This is a genomic window from Streptococcus periodonticum, from assembly GCF_003963555.1.
Classification (GTDB): Bacteria; Bacillota; Bacilli; order Lactobacillales; family Streptococcaceae; genus Streptococcus; species Streptococcus anginosus.
In genome coordinates this window covers 1,435,001-1,455,401 of sequence record NZ_CP034543.1, presented here as the reverse complement: position 1 = coordinate 1,455,401, position 20,401 = coordinate 1,435,001, and the positions used below count along the sequence as shown (strand labels likewise).

Sequence of the window (20,401 nt, the reverse complement as noted above, 5' to 3'; positions counted from 1 at the left end):
TTCGGCTGATTTTTTGTGCTATAATCATAGAATGGAAAAGTTTAGGAGTAAGCTATGTCAAAAATAGCAAAGGGCACTATTTTAACCTTAGTCGCAGGAATTGCATGGGGCTTGTCTGGGACGAGCGGACAATACTTGATGGCGCATGGATTTCCGGTTTTAGTTTTAACAAATGTCCGACTTCTAATCGCAGGGGCTTTGTTGGTATTGTATATGGTGCTAGCTAATCGTAGAAAATTGATTGAAATGATAAAAGACCGAAAAGCAATAATGTCTTTGGCACTGTTTGCTTTGTTAGGATTGTTGCTCAATCAATTTGCTTATTTAAAGTCTATTTATGAAAGCAATGCAGGAACGGCAACCGTTTTACAATATGTCTGTCCGGTGGGAATCCTTGCTTACACTTGTCTCAAAGACCGTGTTGCATCTACTGTGACAGAAGTATTGTCTATGATATTAGCGGTTGGTGGAACCTTTTTGATTGCCACCCATGGACAACTCAATCAGTTATCTGTCACACCTGCAGGACTGTTCTGGGGGCTGTTTGCCGCATTCACTTACGCTTTGTATATTCTTATTCCGATTCAGCTGATAAAGACATGGGGTAGTGTTCCAGTGATTGGAGTGGGCATGATGCTAGCAGGCATTGTCTTAACGCCATTTAGCGGTATTTTGCGTTTTCATTGGCAGTTGTCAATGAAAGTATATCTGGCTTTAGCGGGGATTATTTTAGTGGGGACAATCCTCGCCTATACACTGTTTCTCAAAGGAACCAGTTTAGTCGGGCCTGTGAAATCTAGCCTTCTAGCGGCTGTTGAGCCTATATCGGCTGTATTTTTCGCCTTTCTCATTATGCACGAGCAATTTTATCTCGTAGATTTTGCTGGTATGTTTATGATTTTATCAGCAGTCGCTTTGATTTCTATAAAAGATTTGATATTGGAAAAAAGAAAAGGGATCTTATAAAAAGACAGAGCTGTTTATTTCACTCTGCCTTTTATTTTGAAAATAATTGCCAAAAGAAATCAATAATATACGTCAAACCGTAAGTATAAATGACCAGTGTGATTGGTTTGCATAATACAATAATCATCATGTATTTTTTAAAAGACATCTTCGTCAGGGCTGCTAGCATGCAGAGGAAGTCTGCTGGGCTGATAGGCCAAATCATCATAAAGATGAAAAAACGTTCAAAACGATTGTCCTCATCCAGCCAACCAATGTATTTGTCATAGGTGCGTTTGCTGACGACAGATTGGACAAAAGCCGGACCGTAGGTACGCGCCAGATAAAAAATAATAGCACAGCCGATGATGATACCGACATAATTATAAATGGTACCAATGATATGACCATAAATGAAGACACCAGCAACCGAAGTCAAAGCTCCAGGAATAATAGGAACAACTGTTTGTAGGATTTGCAGGAAAATAAAGAGTGGCGGTCCCCAAAATCCAGCCTGTTTAATAAAGGCGGACAGGGTTTCTTTGGATTGTAAAATGCCAGCATAATAGGCCCAGATACAGAAAATCACCGTTCCAACTGCTCCGATAATAGAAGACCAGTTGATAAATTTTTGTAAAAAAGGGGAAACGGCAGTCATTTTCTTACTCGTATTTGCCATAAGTTCCTCCGTGTTAAATTCTCTATTCTTACTATAACATTTTTAAACATTTTTTGGCAAATTGTACATAAAATCGATGAAAAAATCTAGGGTGCGAAAACTCTTTTTTTATGTTAAAATAGGTAGAAGTATAATGTTTGGAGAGAAATGTGGCGATTGAAAATTACATGCCTGATTTTGCGATTGAGGCAGTTTACGATTTGACAGTTGAAAGTTTAAAAAAACACGGTATCAAGGCTGTTTTGGTGGATTTAGATAATACTCTTATCGCATGGAACAATCCCGATGGAACACCAGAAATGAAGCAGTGGCTCCATGATGTGCGCGATGCAGGAATTCGGATTATTGTAGTGTCCAATAACACTAAAAAACGAGTGAAGCGAGCAGTTGAAAAGTTTGAGATTGATTATGTCTGTTGGTCTATGAAACCATTCACTTGGGGGATTGATCGGGCACTGAAAGAATTTCATTTTGAGAAAAATGAAGTGGTTATGGTGGGAGATCAGCTCATGACTGATATTCGAGCTGCTCATAGAGCAGGAATTCGTTCGATTTTGGTCAAGCCACTGGTCGAGCATGATTCGTTAAAGACCCAGATTAATCGAGCTCGTGAGCGTCGTGTGTTAAAAATAATCACCGAAAAATATGGACCGATTGAGTATAAAAAAGGAATTTAAGTATGGAAGACATTCTCTGTATTGGGTGCGGAGCACCGATTCAGACAAAATATAAGGATAGGCTTGGCTACACCCCTCAGTCGGCTTTGGAAAAGGGAATGGAGACAGGTGAGCTGTATTGTCAGCGCTGTTTCCGTCTGCGTCACTACAACGAAATTACCGATGTGCAATTGACTGACGATGATTTTCTCAGACTTCTCCACGAAGTCGGCGACAGCAATGCTCTCGTAGTCAATGTAGTAGATATTTTTGATTTTAATGGTTCAGTGATTCCGGGTTTGCCACGTTTTGTGGCTGGTAATGATGTGCTGTTGGTCGGAAACAAAAAAGATATTCTTCCCAAGTCGGTCAAGACGAGCAAGGTTACACAGTGGCTGACGGAGCGGGCTCACGAGGAAGGACTGCGCCCTGTTGATGTAGTTTTGACTTCAGCTCAAAACAAGCAAGCGATTAAAGAATTGATTGAAAAGATTGAGCAATATCGAAAAGGTCGAGACGTTTATGTGGTCGGCGTGACCAATGTTGGTAAGTCCACACTTATCAATGCCATTATTCAGGAAATTACCGGGGATAAGGAAGTTATTACGACTTCACGATTTCCAGGGACTACACTGGATAAGATTGAAATTCCGCTGGCTGACGGCAGTCATATCTACGACACACCAGGGATTATCCACCGTCACCAAATGGCTCATTATCTATCTGCTAAAAATCTTAAATATGTCAGTCCGAAAAAGGAAATTAAACCCAAAACTTACCAACTCAATCCTGAACAAACCCTCTTTTTAGGGGGCTTGGGGCGCTTTGATTTTCTGTCGGGTGATAAGCAGGGCTTTACTGCTTATTTTGACAATGAACTCCAATTGCACCGCACCAAACTTGCGGGAGCGGGAGAATTTTATGAAAAGCATGTTGGTTCTTTGCTAACACCGCCCTCTAAAAAAGAAGTGGCAGATTTTCCGCAGCTAGTCAAGCATGAGTTGAAAATTGAAACCAAAACAGATGTAGTCTTTTCAGGTTTGGGCTGGATTCGTGTGATAGGACCAGCACAGATTGCAGTTTGGGCACCAGAGGGAGTGGCAGTAGTGACCCGCAAAGCCATTATCTAAGAGGAAATGGCTGTTAGAAAAATAAAGAGAAGATAAACGAAATAAGAAACAAAAGAGGAATCTATGTCATTAACATCCAAACAACGAGCTTTTTTAAATAGCCAAGCTCATAGTCTCAAACCAATCATTCAGATTGGCAAAAACGGTCTCAACGACCAGATTAAAACGAGTGTCCGTCAAGCTTTAGATGCTAGAGAATTGATTAAAGTAACTCTTCTGCAAAATACAGATGAGAACATCCATGAAGTAGCAGAAATTCTCGAAGAGGAAATCGGTGTAGATACTGTTCAAAAAATTGGTCGTATTTTGATTCTCTACAAACAGTCCAGCAAAAAAGAAAACCGCAAAATTTCAGTAAAAGTAAAAGAAATTTAGAGGAAGTAGCCTATGGCAATTGAATTACTGACTCCTTTCACCAAGGTGAAGTTGGAACCAGAAGTAAAAGCAAAAAAAAGAAAGCAAGTTGGGATTTTAGGTGGAAACTTCAATCCAGTCCATAATGCTCATTTGGTCGTAGCTGATCAAGTTCGTCAGCAGCTATGTTTAGATCAGGTCTTGCTCATGCCTGAGTATGAGCCGCCCCATGTTGATAAGAAAACAACGATTGATGAGAAGCACCGATTGAAAATGCTGGAGTTGGCAATTGAAGGCATCAAAGGTTTAGGAATTGAAACCATTGAACTTGAGAGAAAAGGGATTAGTTACACCTATGATACGATGAAATTTTTGACGGAAAAACATCCAGATACAGATTATTATTTCATCATCGGAGCGGACATGGTAGACTACCTTCCCAAGTGGTATCGGATTGACGAATTAGTCGATTTGGTTCAATTTGTTGGGGTTCAGCGTCCCCGCTATAAAGCAGGGACTTCTTACCCGGTTATCTGGGTAGATGTGCCGTTGATGGATATTTCTTCGAGTATGGTTCGAGCTTTTCTGGCTCAAGGTCGGACGCCGAATTTTCTCCTACCCAAGCCAGTTTTAGACTATATTGAGAAAGAAGGGCTTTACAATAATGGGATATGAAACTTACGTGGGAATTTCTCGTGAGCAGCTTTTAGTCAAAATGCAGCAGTTTTTGCCAGAGAAACGTTTTAAACATTGTCTGGGAGTAGAACAAGCAGCGATTGACTTGGCAGAGCGCTTCGGAGTAGATGTAGAAAAAGCTGGTTTGGCAGGTCTGCTCCATGATTATGCAAAAAAGCTCTCTGACGAAGAATTTCTGGCACTGATCGATAAGTATGCTCTGGATCCAGCATTGAAAGATTGGGGAAATAATGTCTGGCATGGCATGGTCGGCATTTATAAAATTCAGGAAGATTTAAGATTGGCAGATCCAGAAATTTTGAGAGCTATTGAGGTTCATACCGTAGGTTCTGCTCAGATGTCCGATTTAGATAAGGTGGTTTATGTAGCAGACTATATTGAGCCTAATCGGGACTTTCCAGGAGTGGAGCAAGCGCGTGAAATTGCTCATGTTTCGCTCAACCAAGCTGTGGCTTATGAAACGGCACATACAGTGGAACACTTGGCACACAAGGGCTTGCCTATCTATCCTCAAACTTTGGAAACTTACAATGCTTATGTACACTATTTAGAGAAACATTAAAACGAAGAGGACTACATGAAAGAACAAGAACTATTAGAAATTGTTGTAAAAGCAGCGGATGAAAAACGAGCAGAAGACATTACTGTGCTAGATTTGCAAGGATTGACGACGATGACAGACTATTTTGTCATTGCCAGCTCTATGAATAGCCGTCAACTAGAAGCGATTGCTGATAATATTCGTGAAAAAGTCACAGAAGCAGGGCAATCAGCTAGCCATGTAGAAGGAGACTCTGCTGGAGGCTGGGTACTTTTGGATCTAGGCGGAGTGGTCGTGCATATCTTTTCTGAGGAAATGCGGAATCACTACAACCTTGAAAAACTCTGGCATGAAGCCGTTGGTGTGGATGTGACACCATTGCTTGCGAAACAAGCCTTGTAGATAAAAAACGATGAGGGTTGAGGACATTGTCCCAACCTCTTTCAATGAGAAGAAAGGAAGAGTACCTTTTTGGTACTTCTAGATAAGATGACAACTTATGAAACCTTCGCATCAGTCTATGATGCTATTATGGATGATAGTCTTTATGATAAATGGACCGATTTTTCGCTCCGCCATTTTCCAAAAAATAAGAAAAAGCTCTTAGAATTAGCTTGTGGAACAGGAATTCAATCCGTACGCTTTGCCAAAGCGGGCTTTGATGTGACGGGATTGGATTTGAGTGATGAGATGCTTGAAATCGCTCGTAAACGTGCCAAAGAAGCAGGTGAAGCTATTGAATTCAGACAGGGCAATATGCTTGATTTGTCGCAGGCTGGGAAATACGACTTGGTGACTTGTTACTCTGATTCAATTTGCTACATGGCCGATGAAGTTGAAGTCGGTGATGTCTTTCAGCAAGTTTACAACTGTTTGAACGAAGGCGGCGTTTTCATTTTTGATGTGCACTCAACTTACCAGACAGATACCGTCTTTCCTGGTTATTCTTACCATGAAAACGCTGATGAATTTGCCATGGTCTGGGATACATACGCAGATGAAGCACCCCATTCAGTCGTGCATGAATTGACCTTCTTCTTGCAAGACGAAGACGGGCGCTTCACACGTTATGACGAAGTCCATGAAGAACGCACGTACGAAATTCTGACCTATGATATTTTACTAGAACAAGCTGGATTTAAAACTGTTAAGGTCTATGCAGATTTTGAAGACCAAGCACCAATAGAAACAAGCAAGCGTTGGTTCTTTGTGTGTGAGAAGTAGGGGGGAAAGAAAGCTTCTCGAAAATGGTGGGCTTTTTCTTTTGTGGTTAGTTTGCTGTGGTATAATAGAAGTATTAAGTTGAAGTAGGTATTCTCTGAATTAATTTCTATAATTATTAGCGAATTGTTGGTTGTGCACGAGTGAAAGGAATCTAGCGATGCAAGAATTAAGAATAGATAGACACGAAGCTCAATATAGATACTATATTAATAGTCTCTTAGAGTTAGACCCAACTGATAAGGAGGTTAAACTGATTTATGATATCAAATTTTTAACTCCTTTTGTAGGAGCACTAGTTGCATCCTTTTTGAATAGCCAAGGGTATCATGTGATAAGTGAAATTAATGATGAGGGAAAGCAATCAGCTAGTTATGCGAAGAATAATAATTTCTTCCATTTTGCTGAAAGTGACAAAAACATTGATAATAGAAACAAGGATTTTTCAGGTTCTTTCACTCCTATTATGAAGACACCATTGGATACTTATTATCGAGCTGAGGATAATATAGTTGAAAATGTCTCTAAAAAAATTTCTAATGTATTATCTGCTGGTAATGATAAGGTATATAGAATTTTAGAGTATATTATTTCTGAATTATTCAGAAATATTCCGGAACATTCCCAATGTCTTGAGGGGTGGCACTGCTCACAGCATTGGGTACATGATGATTATATTGAAGCCGAGATTGCTTTAATTGATTATGGAAGAGGTTTTCGAGAAAGTTTAAACTCTACAAGTAAATTTCAAGTATTAGACGATGTTGAAGCGATACGACTAGCTTTAGAACCTGGTATAACTGCTGGTATCGTAGATAAGTCACATCTACGCGAAGGTGAAAAAACGGAATACCTTAATTCAGGTTATGGGCTATATGCTATTACAGAACTCTGTAAAGTTTTAAAAGGTCAATATGTTATTGTGTCCAGGGGGGCTATAGCAACTAAAAATGGTATTGAATATTTACGGGGAAATCTAGTCTTTCCAGGTACAGCTATTAAAATTAAATTAAGAATTCCCAATAAACTTAGCTATGATACTTTCAATTCAATATTACAAGGAATTATAAAAAAAGGTCAACATAGCTCTAAGTCAATAAAGGGAGCAATAAATATTGCTTCACCTAAGTCGAGAAGCATGGGAAATTATTAATTGATAATATTGCTTCTTTTATGCGGATACATTTATATATATACTAAGGTATATGGATACTTTTTCAGTTTTTGGTACCCTGAGCGCTTTACTTAAGCAACAAAATTATTTTAGAATTGATGATATTGATATCTTTGACGGAAAAGTAGTAATTTTAGCCATTTTTTGAATTAATAAAAGAATCTTGTATGAATTTGTAAAGGAATGTTTTATGGTTAGTACCAAAGAGTTAAAATGTTATTTTTATCAATTAAATTCAAATTTTGAAATTAGACAAAAGATAAATAGCTATTTTTCAAAGTTAGCAAATCAAAAAAAATTAAAACAGAAACAATTTCTGATTTTAGCTACTATATCAAACATGATATTGTCAAAAAGGAGGAATACGTCTTATTTACAATCGCTAAAGTTGATACTCTTGAGGAAGTTAAATTAGATGATGTTGAAACTCAGGAAAGAAGTATTATTGATAAAGAAGAGACACAAGGATTAGCTAAAGATGCTCAATTTCTTTATAATTTTAAATCTGGAATATTAGTGCAGAAACGAGGTCAAGGACAAATAAATATAAAAGATTTTCAAATATTTATTTCTCAAAAACTTAATATTGACGATAGTGCATTCAAATTTTCACTTATTAAAGATGAAAATGGTTTAAAAAAACTTGATAGTCTTAATCAAATTCACGACTTTGTTTTAAATGTTTCGATTCCAAAACAATTATCTCTTTTTGCAGATGATGTTGACGGCATCAATTCTGGTATAGAGTTAGCTAAAAAAATGCAAGGAGACAGTGTAGATATTGCTATACATGGTGAAAGTTTATGTAAGCGAACTATAATTGATTCTGTTAAATTAGTAGGAGAATATCGTAAAAATCAAAATATGAAAGTAACCTCTCTTTCAATATATGGTGATAATGAAGTTATTGATTTGGTAAAATATAAGTTACAATATTACAAGAAATATTGTATAGATGAATTTTCGACAGAAGATATATATTCTTTTTTAGAAGAAGCATATGCCAATAAAAAAGATTATTTGAATTATTATGAAAATGAAGATAGTTAAAAGAAATATTCTAAAAATTGGTTACATAATAGTAGTTTTCTTTTTATGGAATGCCAAAGTGTATATAACTGATGTAAATAATATAAAAGAAATTTCAGCAGCTTTTCAAGAAATTTTTATTTTCTTGTCAGGATCATTTTTAGCAATAGTTGGTGTAAACTCTTTTTTTCCTGAAAATAGGTTTATTAGGTCTTTGAGACAATTGAATGTAGATTTACATTTACTTAAGAAATTTATTAATTTAACATTTTTTTCCATTGTTTTAGTTTTTTTGCCTTCTTTTTTGTTATTTTTTGATAAAAAAGATAATTCAATTTTAGGAAGAATACTGATAATTTTTGAAATAGTGGTATTTCTAATATTTTGTGTTGAATTAATTAAATTAGCAGTTCAAGTCAGAAAAATATTTAAACAAACGATTGAAGCTGAAATTACTGAAAGAAAAAAATAGTTGTAAAAGGAGCACCACATGACCATCACAGGCATTATCGCAGAGTTCAACCCTTTTCATAAGGGACATAAGTACCTGCTGGATCAGGCTGAGGGGGTCAAGATTGTTGTCATGTCAGGCAATTTTGTCCAACGTGGTGAACCTGCGATTGTGGATAAGTGGACTCGGACCCGAATGGCTCTGGAAAACGGGGCGGATTTGGTGGTTGAATTGCCATTTTTGGTGGCTGTTCAGTCAGCTGACTACTTCGCACAGGGTGCAGTGGATATTTTAGAGCGCCTTGGTGTGAATAAGTTGGCCTTTGGCACGGAAGAGGTCTTAGATTATCAACACTTTTCACAGATTTATATAGATAATCAACAGAAAATGGAGGACTACGTACAAAGTTTGCCAGATGATTTGTCTTATCCACAGAAAACGCAGAAAATGTGGGAAAAGTTTGCTGGTGTGAAATTCACAGGCAATACACCCAATCATATTTTAGGGCTTTCTTATGCCAAAGCTTGCGCGAATAAGGCTATCGAGCTTCTCCCAATCAAACGTCAGGGAGCTGGTTATCATTCACAAGAAGAAAATTTAAAATACGCCTCTGCTACGGCTCTTAGAGAGCGTCTTAATTGTCCAGATTTTTTGGAGAAATTTACCCCGGCTCATGAACTGCTGATTCAGTCTCCCAAAGTGACCTGGTCAGCACTCTATCCTTTGCTGCGTTACCAGATTATCAGTCATCCCGATTTGACGAGTTTTTATCAGGTTAATCAAGAACTTGCGGTGCGCTTGCAGGAAGCAGTGAAAACCAGTTATAGCGTAGAGGAGTTGGTCGAACAAGTCGCAACCAAGCGATATACGAAAGCACGAATCAGACGAATTCTGACTTATATTTTGGTCGGTGCAAGAAATGATCAGTTGCCTAGCGGTATTCATATCTTGGGCTTTACTCAAGCAGGTCGAGAACATCTTAAAAAGATGAAAGGGAAAACAGACTTCATCAGTCGCATCGGTCAAGAACCATGGGATTCCTTAACCCAGCGAGCTGATTGTATTTATCAGCTAGGGAACGCCCAACTAGAGGAGCAGAATTTTGGGAAAATCCCGATAATAGTAGATTGATACAAAATTATTTTATAGAGCTAGACATTGTCAATAATTTGCTAGTGAAATTCAACCTGACTTGTGATATAATAAGAAAGATTGAAAAAGTGAAAATCTAAAGGAGAATATCCAATGGGACGTAAATGGGCCAATATTGTGGCAAAAAAGACTGCCAAAGATGGTGCAAACTCAAAGGTTTATGCTAAATTTGGTGTTGAAATCTATGTAGCAGCTAAAAAAGGAGAGCCAGATCCAGAATCGAACTCAGCTTTGAAATTTGTTATTGAACGTGCGAAACAAGCGCAAGTGCCAAAGCATGTCATTGACAAAGCACTGGATAAGGCAAAAGGAAACACAGACGAAACCTTTACAGAGGGGCGTTATGAAGGGTTTGGACCAAATGGTTCTATGCTCATCGTTGATACACTAACTTCAAATGTCAACCGTACGGCAGCCAATGTTCGCTCTGCCTTTGGTAAAAACGGTGGAAATATGGGAGCAAGTGGCTCAGTTTCTTATATGTTTGATAATAAAGGTGTGATTGTGTTTGCAGGAGACGATGCAGACAGTGTTTTTGAACAACTGTTAGAAGCAGATGTAGACGTAGATGATGTAGAAGCAGAAGATGGAAGCATTACAGTTTATACAGCACCAACAGATTTGCACAAGGCCTTGACTGCTCTCCGTGAATCTGGTGTAGAAGAATTCCAAGTCACCGAATTGGAAATGATTCCGCAATCTGATGTGACCTTATCAGGTGAAGACTTAGAAACATTTGAAAAGTTGTATGCTGTTTTGGAAGATGACGAAGATGTCCAAAAAATTTATACAAATGTAGAAGGATTTTAATAGTGAAGAAAGAGGTGGTGGGACAGAAGTAAATATTTTTAATTTTTACTTCTGTCCCACCACCGCAGGGTTGCTTAGATACTCTTCTGAGCTTAAAAAGCAAATGAAGAGTCCGACAGCTACTGCGTCAAGAGTTTTTTACTAATACAGATTGAGACTGAGATAATTTTGTCCCAGTCTCTTTTTTTTTGTTACTTACTAATCTCTCAGTGTTTTTTAAGAAATTTTGTTATAAGACCGTATGTATGTTGAGCTAGTATCTTCTTTACTTTGATAGAGTAGACATGGAGTTTGGTAGAAAAGGTGGCTAGCTAATAATATGTAGTTGAAGAGTGAGGTTGGTTTCCAAGACTGCTTGTTGTAGCTTAGTTTATTCTAAAAATTCAAATAAGGAGCGTAAAAAGCAGACAAACCAGTGATAAACTATAAGTTGAGAGAAGTAAACTATTGGTCGATTGAGTTTGTAAGAAAAGGTACTACAATATAATTAGCAAATGGAGGGAGGAAAAATCTGATGAAAAAACAAACACTAGGTATGATGATTTCATCATTAAGGAAAGCAAAAGGGATGACACAATTAGAACTGGCTGAAAAGATGGGGGTCACTGATAAGGCTGTTTCAAAATGGGAAAGAGATTTATCCTATCCAGATATTAATACCATTCCTAAATTAGCAGACCTGTTTGATACATCGGTAGATGAGCTGATGCAAGGACAGACAGTGATGAAAGAAAACAAGAAAAATAGAAAATCTGATATTGTTGACACCGTGTTGAGAGGACTTGGAGTAGCCATGGGGATTGTTGTAGTGGTTTTATCTGCTTTAGGAAAAGTGGACACTAAGGCTGCACTGACAATGCTTGGACTTGGTTTAGCCAGCCTTTCTATCTCTTCACTAAAGGATAGAAACGAATGAGAATAATTGTTAAAGGCGTTGGTGAAATAACTATCGCCTTTTCTGGTAAGTTTTCATATTCAGGTCATCTAGAGATTTTACATGGGGTTATATTACAATGGTAATAAGATTCTCGCAAGCGTCTGGGAACAGGGAAAAAGAGGAGGGGGAAATGGACGCTTTTAAGCATATCAATCCTAAGTTTTTAGTATGGTAAAGAATTATTCGGGTGCACAATTTGTCAAAGACCTTGTAGCTAGATTATCGTGGCAATTATTGCCTTACCATTGTCAATTGCTTTAGCGATTGCTTCGAGGGTCAATCCAGAGCAAGATCTTTATACAGCTGTTGTAGTTGGTTTTTTCATTTCCTTTTTTAGGTGGGAGTCGTGTTCAGATTGGTGAGCCAACAGCCGCTTTGGTTGTTATCATTTATGGAATTATTGCGCAATACGGTCTGGCTGGTCTGACAGTGGCTACTTTCTTAGCTGGCCTTATGCTCATTGGCATAGGTTTGTTGCATTTTGATGATCTGATTAAATTTATTTCAAAGACCATCACTGTTGGATTTACCCTTGGAATTGCCGTTGGAATCATCGTTGGACAAATCAAGGACTTATTTTGTCTGAACAAGGTAAAAATGTCTTAATTCTTCGTATGCGCAGTGTGTCTGCAATGGATATTTCGGGGTTGGATGCTCTTGAAGAGATCCTTGGCAAATGTCAACGAACAACCTTACCATATCATGGAAAAAGCAAGCTTTATTGATAGAGTTGGTGCAGACAACTTTTGTGCTAATATTGATGTCGCTTTAACGCGCGCAGCTAGTTTAGAAAAGTAATTGAGTTTTCCACTATTCGTCAAATGTATCAATGTTTGGTAAAAATCGGATTTCGTTTAGCTCTACTTGATAAAGAAAATCTATCACTTTGATAAAAATCAAATAATAGTCAAGAAGGAAAATATTTGATATGATAAGACTTATCTTAATGAAAGAGGTTATTATAGGAATATGAAAAAAGTGTTGAAATATTCTTCTTTAGCAGCCCTTGGTTTTTTGACAATAGGAGCTTTAGCAGCGTGCTCCAATTCAAAATCAACGACTTCATCTGGAAAAACAGAAATTAAAGTCGCAACGAATGCTTCACCCAAACCATTTAACTATGAAGAAAATGGGAAACTAACCGGCTATGAGATTGAAGTTATTCGTGCCATTTTTAAAGGTTCTAATAAATACAAGGTCAAATTTGAAACAACAGAGTGGTCAGGTATTTTCGCAGGTCTGGATAGTGATCGCTACCAAATGGCGGTCAACAATATTAGCTATACAAAAGAACGTGCAAGAAAGTATTTGTATGCAGCTCCAACTGCTAAAAATCCAAACGTTTTAGTGGTGAAAAAAGACGATAAAAGTATCCAATCGCTGGATGATATTGGTGGCAAGACAACAGAAGTCGTACAAGGAACGACGACTGCTGCACAGTTAGAAAAATACAATCAAGAACATTCTAGCAACCCAACGAAACTTAGCTATACAAAAGCGGATTTTCAACAAATTATGAACCACTTAAACGATGGAAAGTTTGATTATAAGATTTTTGATAAAATCGGTGTTGAAACAGTCATTAAAAATCAAAAACTGGACAACTTGAAAGTGATTGATTTACCAAGTGACCAACAACCTTATGTTTATCCGCTTTTAGCAAAAGGACAAGATGAGTTGAAAACATTTGTCAATAAGCGTATTCAAGAGTTATATAAAGACGGGACTCTGGAAAAATTATCCCAAAAATTCTTTGGTGGTAGTTACTTGCCAGCTGAAGCAGATGTGAAATAATAAAATGTAAAGCTAGCTGGTTTTCTTACAAAAATAGTTATAGTTTATAACTATACCCTTTGTTATGAAATAACAATTTGTCAATCAGCTAAATATGTGCGATACTATTTTCATAAGATTTTTAAAGGAGACAGAAAATGAAATTGAAAAAATGGTTTGGAATAACGGCTCTAGCAGCTGCAGCAGTGATTGGTTTAGCAGCTTGTGGTTCAGGAAATAAAAGTGATGACGCCAAAACGGTTAAGATTGGTGTGATGACAAAAAGCGACTCAGAAGAAAAACGCTGGGACAAGATCCAAGAATTGTTGAAAAAAGACAATATTAAATTGGAATTTACAGAATTTACGGATTACTCTCAACCAAATAAAGCGGTCGCTGATGGTGCAGTGGATATCAATGCTTTCCAACATTACTATTTCTTGAATAACTGGAACAAGGAAAACAAGCAAGACTTAGTAGCAGCTGCTGAAACTTATATTGCACCGATTCGCCTCTACTCTGGCACAAAAGATGGGAAAAATAAATATACGAAAGTGGACCAAATTCCAAATGGTGCAGAAATTGCAGTTCCAAATGATGCGACAAATGAAAGTCGGGCGCTTAATTTATTACAATCTGCAGGATTGATTAAATTAGACAAGTCTGGAAATGAATTGGCAACTGTGGCAAATATCAAAGAAAATCCGAAAAAATTGAAAATTACAGAATTGGATGCTAGTCAAACAGCTCGCTCATTGACTTCAGTAGATGCAGCCGTTGTAAACAATACATTTGTAACAGAAGCAAAATTGGACTATAAAAACGCTTTGTTCATTGAACCAAAAGATAAAAATTCAAAACAATGGTTTAATATCATTGCAGCCAAAAAAGATTGGGAAAAATCTTCAAAAGCCGATGCCATTAAAAAAATCATCAAAGCTTACCATACAGATGAAGTGAAAAAAGTGGTTGAAGAAACATCAGATGGCTTAGACCAACCAGTTTGGTAATCTTAATTCTATTAGCTGTAGTTCAGTCTAAAAACTCAGTTGGTAATTCCAACTGAGTTTTGTCGCCATTCTATAAGGAGAAAAGATGACATTTTCAAGTGAAGAAGAACAAATTAAAAGATTTGAAGAGGATATGGTGGCACAAGACTATATTGTCGTTTTACGGGCGTTGATTGCTAAAAAATCAATCTTCGCTCAACAAGTCGGTTTACAAGAAGTTGCTGCTTATCTGAAAGAAATTTTTACAAAAGCTGGTGCAGAGGTGGAATTAGATGACAGCTATACAGCGCCATTTGTGATAGCAACATTTAAAAGTCAGAATCCAACAGCTAAGACAATTATTTTTTACAACCATTATGATACAGTTCCGGCAGATAGTGATCAAATTTGGACAGATGATCCGTTCACTCTATCTATTCGGGATGGTAGTATGTATGGTCGTGGAGTCGATGATGATAAAGGGCATATTATCGCACGTTTGACGGCTGTTCAAAAACACCTACAAACGCATGATGACTTGCCTGTTACTGTCATTTTTATCATGGAAGGTGCGGAGGAATCAGCTTCGGTTGATTTAGAGAAATATCTAGAGAAACACAAATCTCTTCTACATGGGGCAGATCTGTTGGTTTGGGAGCAAGGCATTAAAAATTCTTTAGGTCAACTTGAAATTTCTGGCGGAAACAAAGGAATTGTGACCTTTGATATGAAGGTACAAAGTGCGGAAGTGGATATTCATTCTAGCTTTGGTGGTGTAATTGATTCAGCTTCTTGGTACTTGTTGAACGCCCTTGCTAGCTTGAGAGGTAAGGATGGACGTATTCAGGTAGAAGAACTTTATGATCAAGTAATCGCACCTAATCAACGAGAGTTAGCTTTAGTGGAACAATATGCTCAGCGCAGTCCAGAAGAAGTACAAACTATTTATGGTTTGGAATTACCTTTATTACAAGAGGAGAAAAAAGCTTTTTTAAATCGAATTTTCTTTGAACCATCTTTGAATATTGAAGGAATTACTTCTGGTTACCAAGGTCAAGGAGTGAAGACGATTCTTCCGTCAGAGGCTTCAGCAAAAGCAGAAGTTCGCTTAGTGCCAGGACTGGAACCACATAGAGTGTTAGAACTGATTCGCAAACAACTCGACAAAAATGGTTTTGATAAGGTAGAATTAGTTTATACTTTGGGAGAAATGAGCTATCGTAGTGATATGAGTGCACCGCCGATTTTAAATGTCATTGAACTAGCTAAAAAATTCTATCAAAAAGGAGTTTCTGTCTTACCAACTACAGCAGGTACAGGACCGATGCACACGGTATTTGAAGCACTTGAGGTACCAATGGTCGCCTTTGGACTTGGAAATGCGAATAGTCGAGATCATGGCGGTGACGAAAATGTACGCATTGCAGATTATTACACCCATATTGAATTAGTAGAGGAGCTGATTGCAAGTTATGAGTAAAGAAATGATTCAGTTAGATCACATTGATGTAACCTTTCAACAAAAGAAACGTCAGATTCAAGCAGTTAAAGATGTGACGATTCATATTCAAGAAAGAGATATTTATGGAATTGTCGGTTATTCTGGGGCTGGGAAATCAACCTTGGTTCGTGTCATTAACCTACTGCAAGTTCCAACGAGTGGGAAAATTATTGTAGATGATGATGTTCTTTTTGACAATAAAGTAACTTTGACAGCAGAACAGTTGCGTCGCAAACGTCAAGACATCGGCATGATTTTTCAACATTTTAATCTGATGAGTCAACTGACGGCAGAAGAAAATGTCGCTTTTGCGCTCAAACATTCTGGCTTATCAAAAGAAGAAAAGAAAGAAAAAGTGCGTACACTGTTGGAGTTGGTCGGTTTAGCAGATCGTGCTGAAAATTATCCTTCTCAGCTTTCTGGAGGGCAAAAACAGCGGGTTGCAATCGCGCGTGCCTTAGCAAATGACCCTAAAATCTTGATTTCTGATGAATCAACCTCTGCCTTAGATCCAAAAACAACTAAACAAATTTTAGCTCTTTTACAAGATTTAAATCAAAAGCTAGGATTAACAATTGTTTTAATCACCCATGAAATGCAAATTGTTAAAGACATTGCCAACCGTGTCGCAGTTATGCAGGACGGTCAATTGATTGAAGAAGGTTCTGTCTTGGATATTTTCTCTAATCCTCAGCAAGACTTAACAAAAGACTTCATTTCGACTGCAACAGGAATTGATGAAGCTATGGGCAAGATTGAGCAACAAGAAATTGTCAAACATTTGGCGAAAAATAGTCTCTTGGCGCAAATGAAGTACGCAGGAACCTCTACAGATGAACCCTTGCTGAATGAAATTTACAAACATCATCAAGTTACCGCCAATATACTTTATGGGAACATTGAAATTTTAGGCGGAACGCCTGTTGGAGAACTGGTCGTTGTTTTATCTGGTGAAAAGGAAAATCTAGCAGCTGCTAAAACAGCCATTCGTGAAGCTGGTGTTCAATTGACAGTATTGAAGGGAGAAGCATAGATGGAAAATTTTATTCAAACATACTTGCCGAATGTTTATCGAATGGGTTGGAGCGGTCAAGCTGGCTGGGGAACAGCTATTTACTTGACATTGTATATGACAGTCATTTCTTTTATTATCGGCGGATTGTTAGGCTTAATTGCAGGGCTTTTTCTTGTTTTGACTGCTCCAGGAGGTGTCTTGGAAAATAAAGTAGCTTTTTGGATTTTAGACAAAATCACGTCTATCTTCCGTGCTATCCCATTTATTATTTTGTTAGCTGTTCTTTCACCTTTTTCACACTTGATTGTGGGGACTAGTATTGGACCAAATGCAGCTATCGTACCTCTTTCTTTTGCAGTATTTGCTTTCTTTGCTCGCCAAGTTCAAGTTGTACTCGCTGAGTTAGACGGCGGTGTTATCGAGGCCGCCCAAGCTAGTGGAGCAACTTTTGGTGATCTTGTCGGTGTTTATCTGCGAGAAGGTTTGCCAGATTTGATTCGTGTGACAACAGTCACTCTCATTTCTCTCGTTGGCGAGACTGCAATGGCTGGTGCAGTCGGTGCTGGAGGAATCGGGAATGTTGCGATTGCTTATGGCTTCAATCGTTATAATAACGATGTAACGATTTTAGCAACAGTTATTATCATTGTACTTATCTTTGCCATTCAGTTTGCTGGTGATTTTTTGACTAGAAAATTAAGCCATAAATAGGATAGCTGAGATGATTGTTAGAGATAAACAATAAATATATAGAAAAGTGATATAAAAGTTCTATGATAATAGGTCATAGAATTTTTAGTTTATACATATTTTCTCTTTCGTATGACCAGTACAAGTATTTAGCAGTTTACAGGAGATAAGAAAGAGGAGGAAGAAAAAATTGGAAGAAAAAGTTTAAGAAAAGTAAAAAAAGCTGAAAAAAGGTATTGACAAGAAGAGAAGGAGATGATATACTAAGATAGTTGTCGCTTGAGGGGCGACAAAGACCTTTGAAAACTGAACAAGACGAACCAATGTGCAGGCGACTGTTTAAGAAGACAGTCCGTCAAACATTAAGAAGAAACAATAAATCTGTCAGTGACAGAAATGAGTGAGAGCTCAAACTTTATATGAGAGTTTGATCCTGGCTCAGGACGAACGCTGGCGGCGTGCCTAATACATGCAAGTAGGACGCACAGTTTATACCGTAGCTTGCTACACCATAGACTGTGAGTTGCGAACGGGTGAGTAACGCGTAGGTAACCTGCCTATTAGAGGGGGATAACTATTGGAAACGATAGCTAATACCGCATAACAGTATGTAACACATGTTAGATGCTTGAAAGATGCAATTGCATCGCTAGTAGATGGACCTGCGTTGTATTAGCTAGTAGGTGAGGTAACGGCTCACCTAGGCAACGATACATAGCCGACCTGAGAGGGTGATCGGCCACACTGGGACTGAGACACGGCCCAGACTCCTACGGGAGGCAGCAGTAGGGAATCTTCGGCAATGGGGGGAACCCTGACCGAGCAACGCCGCGTGAGTGAAGAAGGTTTTCGGATCGTAAAGCTCTGTTGTTAAGGAAGAACGAGTGTGAGAATGGAAAGTTCATGCTGTGACGGTACTTAACCAGAAAGGGACGGCTAACTACGTGCCAGCAGCCGCGGTAATACGTAGGTCCCGAGCGTTGTCCGGATTTATTGGGCGTAAAGCGAGCGCAGGCGGTTGGAAAAGTCTGAAGTGAAAGGCAGTGGCTCAACCATTGTAGGCTTTGGAAACTGTTTAACTTGAGTGCAGAAGGGGAGAGTGGAATTCCATGTGTAGCGGTGAAATGCGTAGATATATGGAGGAACACCGGTGGCGAAAGCGGCTCTCTGGTCTGTAACTGACGCTGAGGCTCGAAAGCGTGGGGAGCGAACAGGATTAGATACCCTGGTAGTCCACGCCGTAAACGATGAGTGCTAGGTGTTGGGTCCTTTCCGGGACTCAGTGCCGCAGCTAACGCATTAAGCACTCCGCCTGGGGAGTACGACCGCAAGGTTGAAACTCAAAGGAATTGACGGGGGCCCGCACAAGCGGTGGAGCATGTGGTTTAATTCGAAGCAACGCGAAGAACCTTACCAGGTCTTGACATCCCGGTGCCCGTCCTAGAGATAGGATTTTGCTTCGGCACACCGGTGACAGGTGGTGCATGGTTGTCGTCAGCTCGTGTCGTGAGATGTTGGGTTAAGTCCCGCAACGAGCGCAACCCTTATTGTTAGTTGCCATCATTCAGTTGGGCACTCTAGCGAGACTGCCGGTAATAAACCGGAGGAAGGTGGGGATGACGTCAAATCATCATGCCCCTTATGACCTGGGCTACACACGTGCTACAATGGCTGGTACAACGAGTCGCAAGCCGGTGACGGCAAGCTAATCTCTGAAAGCCAGTCTCAGTTCGGATTGTAGGCTGCAACTCGCCTACATGAAGTCGGAATCGCTAGTAATCGCGGATCAGCACGCCGCGGTGAATACGTTCCCGGGCCTTGTACACACCGCCCGTCACACCACGAGAGTTTGTAACACCCGAAGTCGGTGAGGTAACCGTAAGGAGCCAGCCGCCTAAGGTGGGATAGATGATTGGGGTGAAGTCGTAACAAGGTAGCCGTATCGGAAGGTGCGGCTGGATCACCTCCTTTCTAAGGAAAAAACGGAAGCCATTGAGTTTGTCTTGTTTAGTTTTGAGAGGTCTTGTGGGGCCTTAGCTCAGCTGGGAGAGCGCCTGCTTTGCACGCAGGAGGTCAGCGGTTCGATCCCGCTAGGCTCCATTAGGATAGAATCCTACTGAACTTAATAAAGAAGTGAAGTTGAATACGAGACTAACTTCTTAGGAAAAAAGATAAACTTCCTTGTGTTCATGGAACACAGCGTTAGTTTCTTATTTTTCTACAGAAGTTTTCGCAAGCGAACCGTCTCTTAATATCCTAAATTTAGCACATTGAAAATTGAATAACGATATCAAATAGTAACAAGAAAATAAACCGAAAACGCTGTGAATATTAATGAGTATATGACTGAGAGGTCAAAAATAAGGTTAAGTTAGTAAGGGCGCACGGTGGATGCCTTGGCACTAGGAGCCGAAGAAGGACGTGACAAACGACGAAATGCCTTGGGGAGCTGTAAGTAAGCGTAGATCCAGGGATGTCCGAATGGGGGAACCCAACAGGTAGATACCTGTTACCCGTATCTGTTAAGGATATGAGGAGGAAGACGCAGTGAACTGAAACATCTAAGTAGCTGCAGGAAGAGAAAGCAAAAGCGATTGCCTGAGTAGCGGCGAGCGAAAGGGTAAGAGGGCAAACCGAGAAGTTTACTTCTCGGGGTTG

Annotated in this window: 21 protein-coding genes, 1 tRNA gene, 2 rRNA genes and 1 pseudogene (1 of these 25 only partly in view); 24 read left to right on the top strand and 1 reads right to left on the bottom strand. The window is 39.0% G+C overall.

Translation table 11 applies throughout. From position 1 onward, the window contains the following. Positions 1–54 precede the first annotated feature (54 nt). Positions 55–966: a DMT family transporter gene (locus EHW89_RS07150; protein WP_126467548.1), complete on the top strand. Its 912-nt coding sequence runs from the start codon at positions 55–57 to the stop codon at positions 964–966. 31 nt (positions 967–997) lie between these two features. Here EHW89_RS07150 and EHW89_RS07145 read toward each other — a convergent pair whose 3' ends face one another. Beyond that, positions 998–1,624, bottom strand: a complete 627-nt coding sequence (locus EHW89_RS07145) for a TVP38/TMEM64 family protein (protein WP_126467546.1) — start codon at positions 1,622–1,624, stop codon at positions 998–1,000. A gap of 149 nt (positions 1,625–1,773) precedes the next feature. Here EHW89_RS07145 and EHW89_RS07140 point away from each other — a divergent pair, with 149 nt between their 5' ends. From EHW89_RS07140 to EHW89_RS07035, 23 genes and pseudogenes are all read left to right on the top strand, one after another. Then, the gene (locus EHW89_RS07140) at positions 1,774–2,301 is read left to right on the top strand and encodes a YqeG family HAD IIIA-type phosphatase (RefSeq protein ID WP_162614542.1); all 528 of its coding nucleotides are present in this window, start codon (positions 1,774–1,776) and stop codon (positions 2,299–2,301) included. Between the two features lie 2 nt (positions 2,302–2,303). Beyond that, on the top strand, positions 2,304–3,410 hold the full coding sequence (gene yqeH / locus EHW89_RS07135; RefSeq protein WP_126467543.1) for a ribosome biogenesis GTPase YqeH: 1,107 nt from the start codon (positions 2,304–2,306) through the stop codon (positions 3,408–3,410). 63 nt (positions 3,411–3,473) lie between these two features. After that, complete coding sequence (gene yhbY / locus EHW89_RS07130; RefSeq protein ID WP_003039538.1) at positions 3,474–3,785, top strand: ribosome assembly RNA-binding protein YhbY; 312 nt, start codon at positions 3,474–3,476, stop codon at positions 3,783–3,785. A 12-nt stretch (positions 3,786–3,797) separates the two neighbouring features. Further along, complete coding sequence (locus tag EHW89_RS07125; RefSeq protein ID WP_126467541.1) at positions 3,798–4,439, top strand: nicotinate-nucleotide adenylyltransferase; 642 nt, start codon at positions 3,798–3,800, stop codon at positions 4,437–4,439. Further along, positions 4,429–5,022: a bis(5'-nucleosyl)-tetraphosphatase (symmetrical) YqeK gene (gene yqeK, locus EHW89_RS07120; RefSeq protein ID WP_126467539.1), complete on the top strand. Its 594-nt coding sequence runs from the start codon at positions 4,429–4,431 to the stop codon at positions 5,020–5,022. The genes EHW89_RS07125 and yqeK overlap by 11 nt, the downstream gene beginning before the upstream one ends. Before the next feature lie 15 nt (positions 5,023–5,037). Next, on the top strand, positions 5,038–5,403 hold the full coding sequence (rsfS, locus tag EHW89_RS07115) for a ribosome silencing factor (protein ID WP_126467537.1): 366 nt from the start codon (positions 5,038–5,040) through the stop codon (positions 5,401–5,403). Positions 5,404–5,490: 87 nt separating this feature from the next. After that, complete coding sequence (locus tag EHW89_RS07110) at positions 5,491–6,225, top strand: class I SAM-dependent DNA methyltransferase (RefSeq protein WP_126468085.1); 735 nt, start codon at positions 5,491–5,493, stop codon at positions 6,223–6,225. Positions 6,226–6,382: 157 nt separating this feature from the next. Continuing rightward, positions 6,383–7,375, top strand: a complete 993-nt coding sequence (locus EHW89_RS07105) for a hypothetical protein (RefSeq protein WP_126467535.1) — start codon at positions 6,383–6,385, stop codon at positions 7,373–7,375. 537 nt (positions 7,376–7,912) lie between these two features. Continuing rightward, positions 7,913–8,446 (top strand): hypothetical protein, encoded by a 534-nt coding sequence (locus tag EHW89_RS07100; protein WP_126467533.1) that lies wholly within the window; start codon positions 7,913–7,915, stop codon positions 8,444–8,446. Continuing rightward, on the top strand, positions 8,433–8,897 hold the full coding sequence (locus tag EHW89_RS07095; protein WP_126467531.1) for a hypothetical protein: 465 nt from the start codon (positions 8,433–8,435) through the stop codon (positions 8,895–8,897). Before EHW89_RS07100 ends, EHW89_RS07095 begins: the two co-directional genes overlap by 14 nt. A gap of 18 nt (positions 8,898–8,915) precedes the next feature. Further along, positions 8,916–10,007, top strand: a complete 1,092-nt coding sequence (locus tag EHW89_RS07090) for a nucleotidyltransferase (RefSeq protein ID WP_126467529.1) — start codon at positions 8,916–8,918, stop codon at positions 10,005–10,007. 114 nt (positions 10,008–10,121) lie between these two features. Beyond that, on the top strand, positions 10,122–10,838 hold the full coding sequence (locus EHW89_RS07085) for a YebC/PmpR family DNA-binding transcriptional regulator (protein WP_003026093.1): 717 nt from the start codon (positions 10,122–10,124) through the stop codon (positions 10,836–10,838). 514 nt (positions 10,839–11,352) lie between these two features. After that, a complete protein-coding gene (locus EHW89_RS07080; RefSeq protein WP_003026092.1) occupies positions 11,353–11,754 on the top strand; it encodes a helix-turn-helix domain-containing protein in 402 nt (133 codons plus the stop codon). A 151-nt stretch (positions 11,755–11,905) separates the two neighbouring features. Then, positions 11,906–12,363, top strand: a pseudogene (locus tag EHW89_RS09645) (SulP family inorganic anion transporter); the annotation flags it as partial. A 26-nt stretch (positions 12,364–12,389) separates the two neighbouring features. Then, on the top strand, positions 12,390–12,500 hold the full coding sequence (locus EHW89_RS09670) for an STAS domain-containing protein (RefSeq protein ID WP_368404839.1): 111 nt from the start codon (positions 12,390–12,392) through the stop codon (positions 12,498–12,500). A 244-nt stretch (positions 12,501–12,744) separates the two neighbouring features. Continuing rightward, the gene (locus tag EHW89_RS07070) at positions 12,745–13,569 is read left to right on the top strand and encodes an amino acid ABC transporter substrate-binding protein (RefSeq protein WP_126467527.1); all 825 of its coding nucleotides are present in this window, start codon (positions 12,745–12,747) and stop codon (positions 13,567–13,569) included. 137 nt (positions 13,570–13,706) lie between these two features. After that, a complete protein-coding gene (locus EHW89_RS07065) occupies positions 13,707–14,558 on the top strand; it encodes a MetQ/NlpA family ABC transporter substrate-binding protein (protein WP_117644869.1) in 852 nt (283 codons plus the stop codon). A gap of 85 nt (positions 14,559–14,643) precedes the next feature. Continuing rightward, complete coding sequence (locus tag EHW89_RS07060; RefSeq protein WP_126467525.1) at positions 14,644–16,017, top strand: M20/M25/M40 family metallo-hydrolase; 1,374 nt, start codon at positions 14,644–14,646, stop codon at positions 16,015–16,017. Next, entirely contained in the window at positions 16,010–17,071 is a 1,062-nt protein-coding gene (locus EHW89_RS07055; protein ID WP_049507387.1) for a methionine ABC transporter ATP-binding protein, read from the top strand. Before EHW89_RS07060 ends, EHW89_RS07055 begins: the two co-directional genes overlap by 8 nt. Then, positions 17,072–17,764: a methionine ABC transporter permease gene (locus tag EHW89_RS07050; RefSeq protein ID WP_003031017.1), complete on the top strand. Its 693-nt coding sequence runs from the start codon at positions 17,072–17,074 to the stop codon at positions 17,762–17,764. It abuts the gene before it with no gap. Between the two features lie 394 nt (positions 17,765–18,158). Then, positions 18,159–19,714 (top strand): 16S ribosomal RNA (locus tag EHW89_RS07045). Positions 19,715–19,770: 56 nt separating this feature from the next. Beyond that, positions 19,771–19,843: transfer RNA gene (locus tag EHW89_RS07040), tRNA-Ala, on the top strand. 264 nt (positions 19,844–20,107) lie between these two features. Continuing rightward, positions 20,108–20,401 (top strand): 23S ribosomal RNA (locus tag EHW89_RS07035) (it continues 2,607 nt past the right edge of the window). Together the 16S and 23S rRNA genes with 1 tRNA gene alongside form the textbook arrangement of a ribosomal RNA operon.

Bases quoted from the DNA above. Each gene is read 5' to 3' on its own strand.
- EHW89_RS07150 (WP_126467548.1), top strand. From the start codon at position 55: ATGTCAAAAATAGCAAAGGGCACTATTTTAACCTTAGTCGCAGGAATT.
- EHW89_RS07145 (WP_126467546.1), bottom strand. From the start codon at position 1,624: ATGGCAAATACGAGTAAGAAAATGACTGCCGTTTCCCCTTTTTTACAA.
- yqeH (WP_126467543.1), top strand. From the start codon at position 2,304: ATGGAAGACATTCTCTGTATTGGGTGCGGAGCACCGATTCAGACAAAA.
- yhbY (WP_003039538.1), top strand. From the start codon at position 3,474: ATGTCATTAACATCCAAACAACGAGCTTTTTTAAATAGCCAAGCTCAT.
- EHW89_RS07125 (WP_126467541.1), top strand. From the start codon at position 3,798: ATGGCAATTGAATTACTGACTCCTTTCACCAAGGTGAAGTTGGAACCA.
- yqeK (WP_126467539.1), top strand. From the start codon at position 4,429: ATGGGATATGAAACTTACGTGGGAATTTCTCGTGAGCAGCTTTTAGTC.
- rsfS (WP_126467537.1), top strand. From the start codon at position 5,038: ATGAAAGAACAAGAACTATTAGAAATTGTTGTAAAAGCAGCGGATGAA.
- EHW89_RS07110 (WP_126468085.1), top strand. From the start codon at position 5,491: ATGACAACTTATGAAACCTTCGCATCAGTCTATGATGCTATTATGGAT.
- EHW89_RS07105 (WP_126467535.1), top strand. From the start codon at position 6,383: ATGCAAGAATTAAGAATAGATAGACACGAAGCTCAATATAGATACTAT.
- EHW89_RS07095 (WP_126467531.1), top strand. From the start codon at position 8,433: ATGAAGATAGTTAAAAGAAATATTCTAAAAATTGGTTACATAATAGTA.
- EHW89_RS07090 (WP_126467529.1), top strand. From the start codon at position 8,916: ATGACCATCACAGGCATTATCGCAGAGTTCAACCCTTTTCATAAGGGA.
- EHW89_RS07085 (WP_003026093.1), top strand. From the start codon at position 10,122: ATGGGACGTAAATGGGCCAATATTGTGGCAAAAAAGACTGCCAAAGAT.
- EHW89_RS07080 (WP_003026092.1), top strand. From the start codon at position 11,353: ATGAAAAAACAAACACTAGGTATGATGATTTCATCATTAAGGAAAGCA.
- EHW89_RS09670 (WP_368404839.1), top strand. From the start codon at position 12,390: ATGCGCAGTGTGTCTGCAATGGATATTTCGGGGTTGGATGCTCTTGAA.
- EHW89_RS07070 (WP_126467527.1), top strand. From the start codon at position 12,745: ATGAAAAAAGTGTTGAAATATTCTTCTTTAGCAGCCCTTGGTTTTTTG.
- EHW89_RS07065 (WP_117644869.1), top strand. From the start codon at position 13,707: ATGAAATTGAAAAAATGGTTTGGAATAACGGCTCTAGCAGCTGCAGCA.
- EHW89_RS07060 (WP_126467525.1), top strand. From the start codon at position 14,644: ATGACATTTTCAAGTGAAGAAGAACAAATTAAAAGATTTGAAGAGGAT.
- EHW89_RS07055 (WP_049507387.1), top strand. From the start codon at position 16,010: ATGAGTAAAGAAATGATTCAGTTAGATCACATTGATGTAACCTTTCAA.
- EHW89_RS07050 (WP_003031017.1), top strand. From the start codon at position 17,072: ATGGAAAATTTTATTCAAACATACTTGCCGAATGTTTATCGAATGGGT.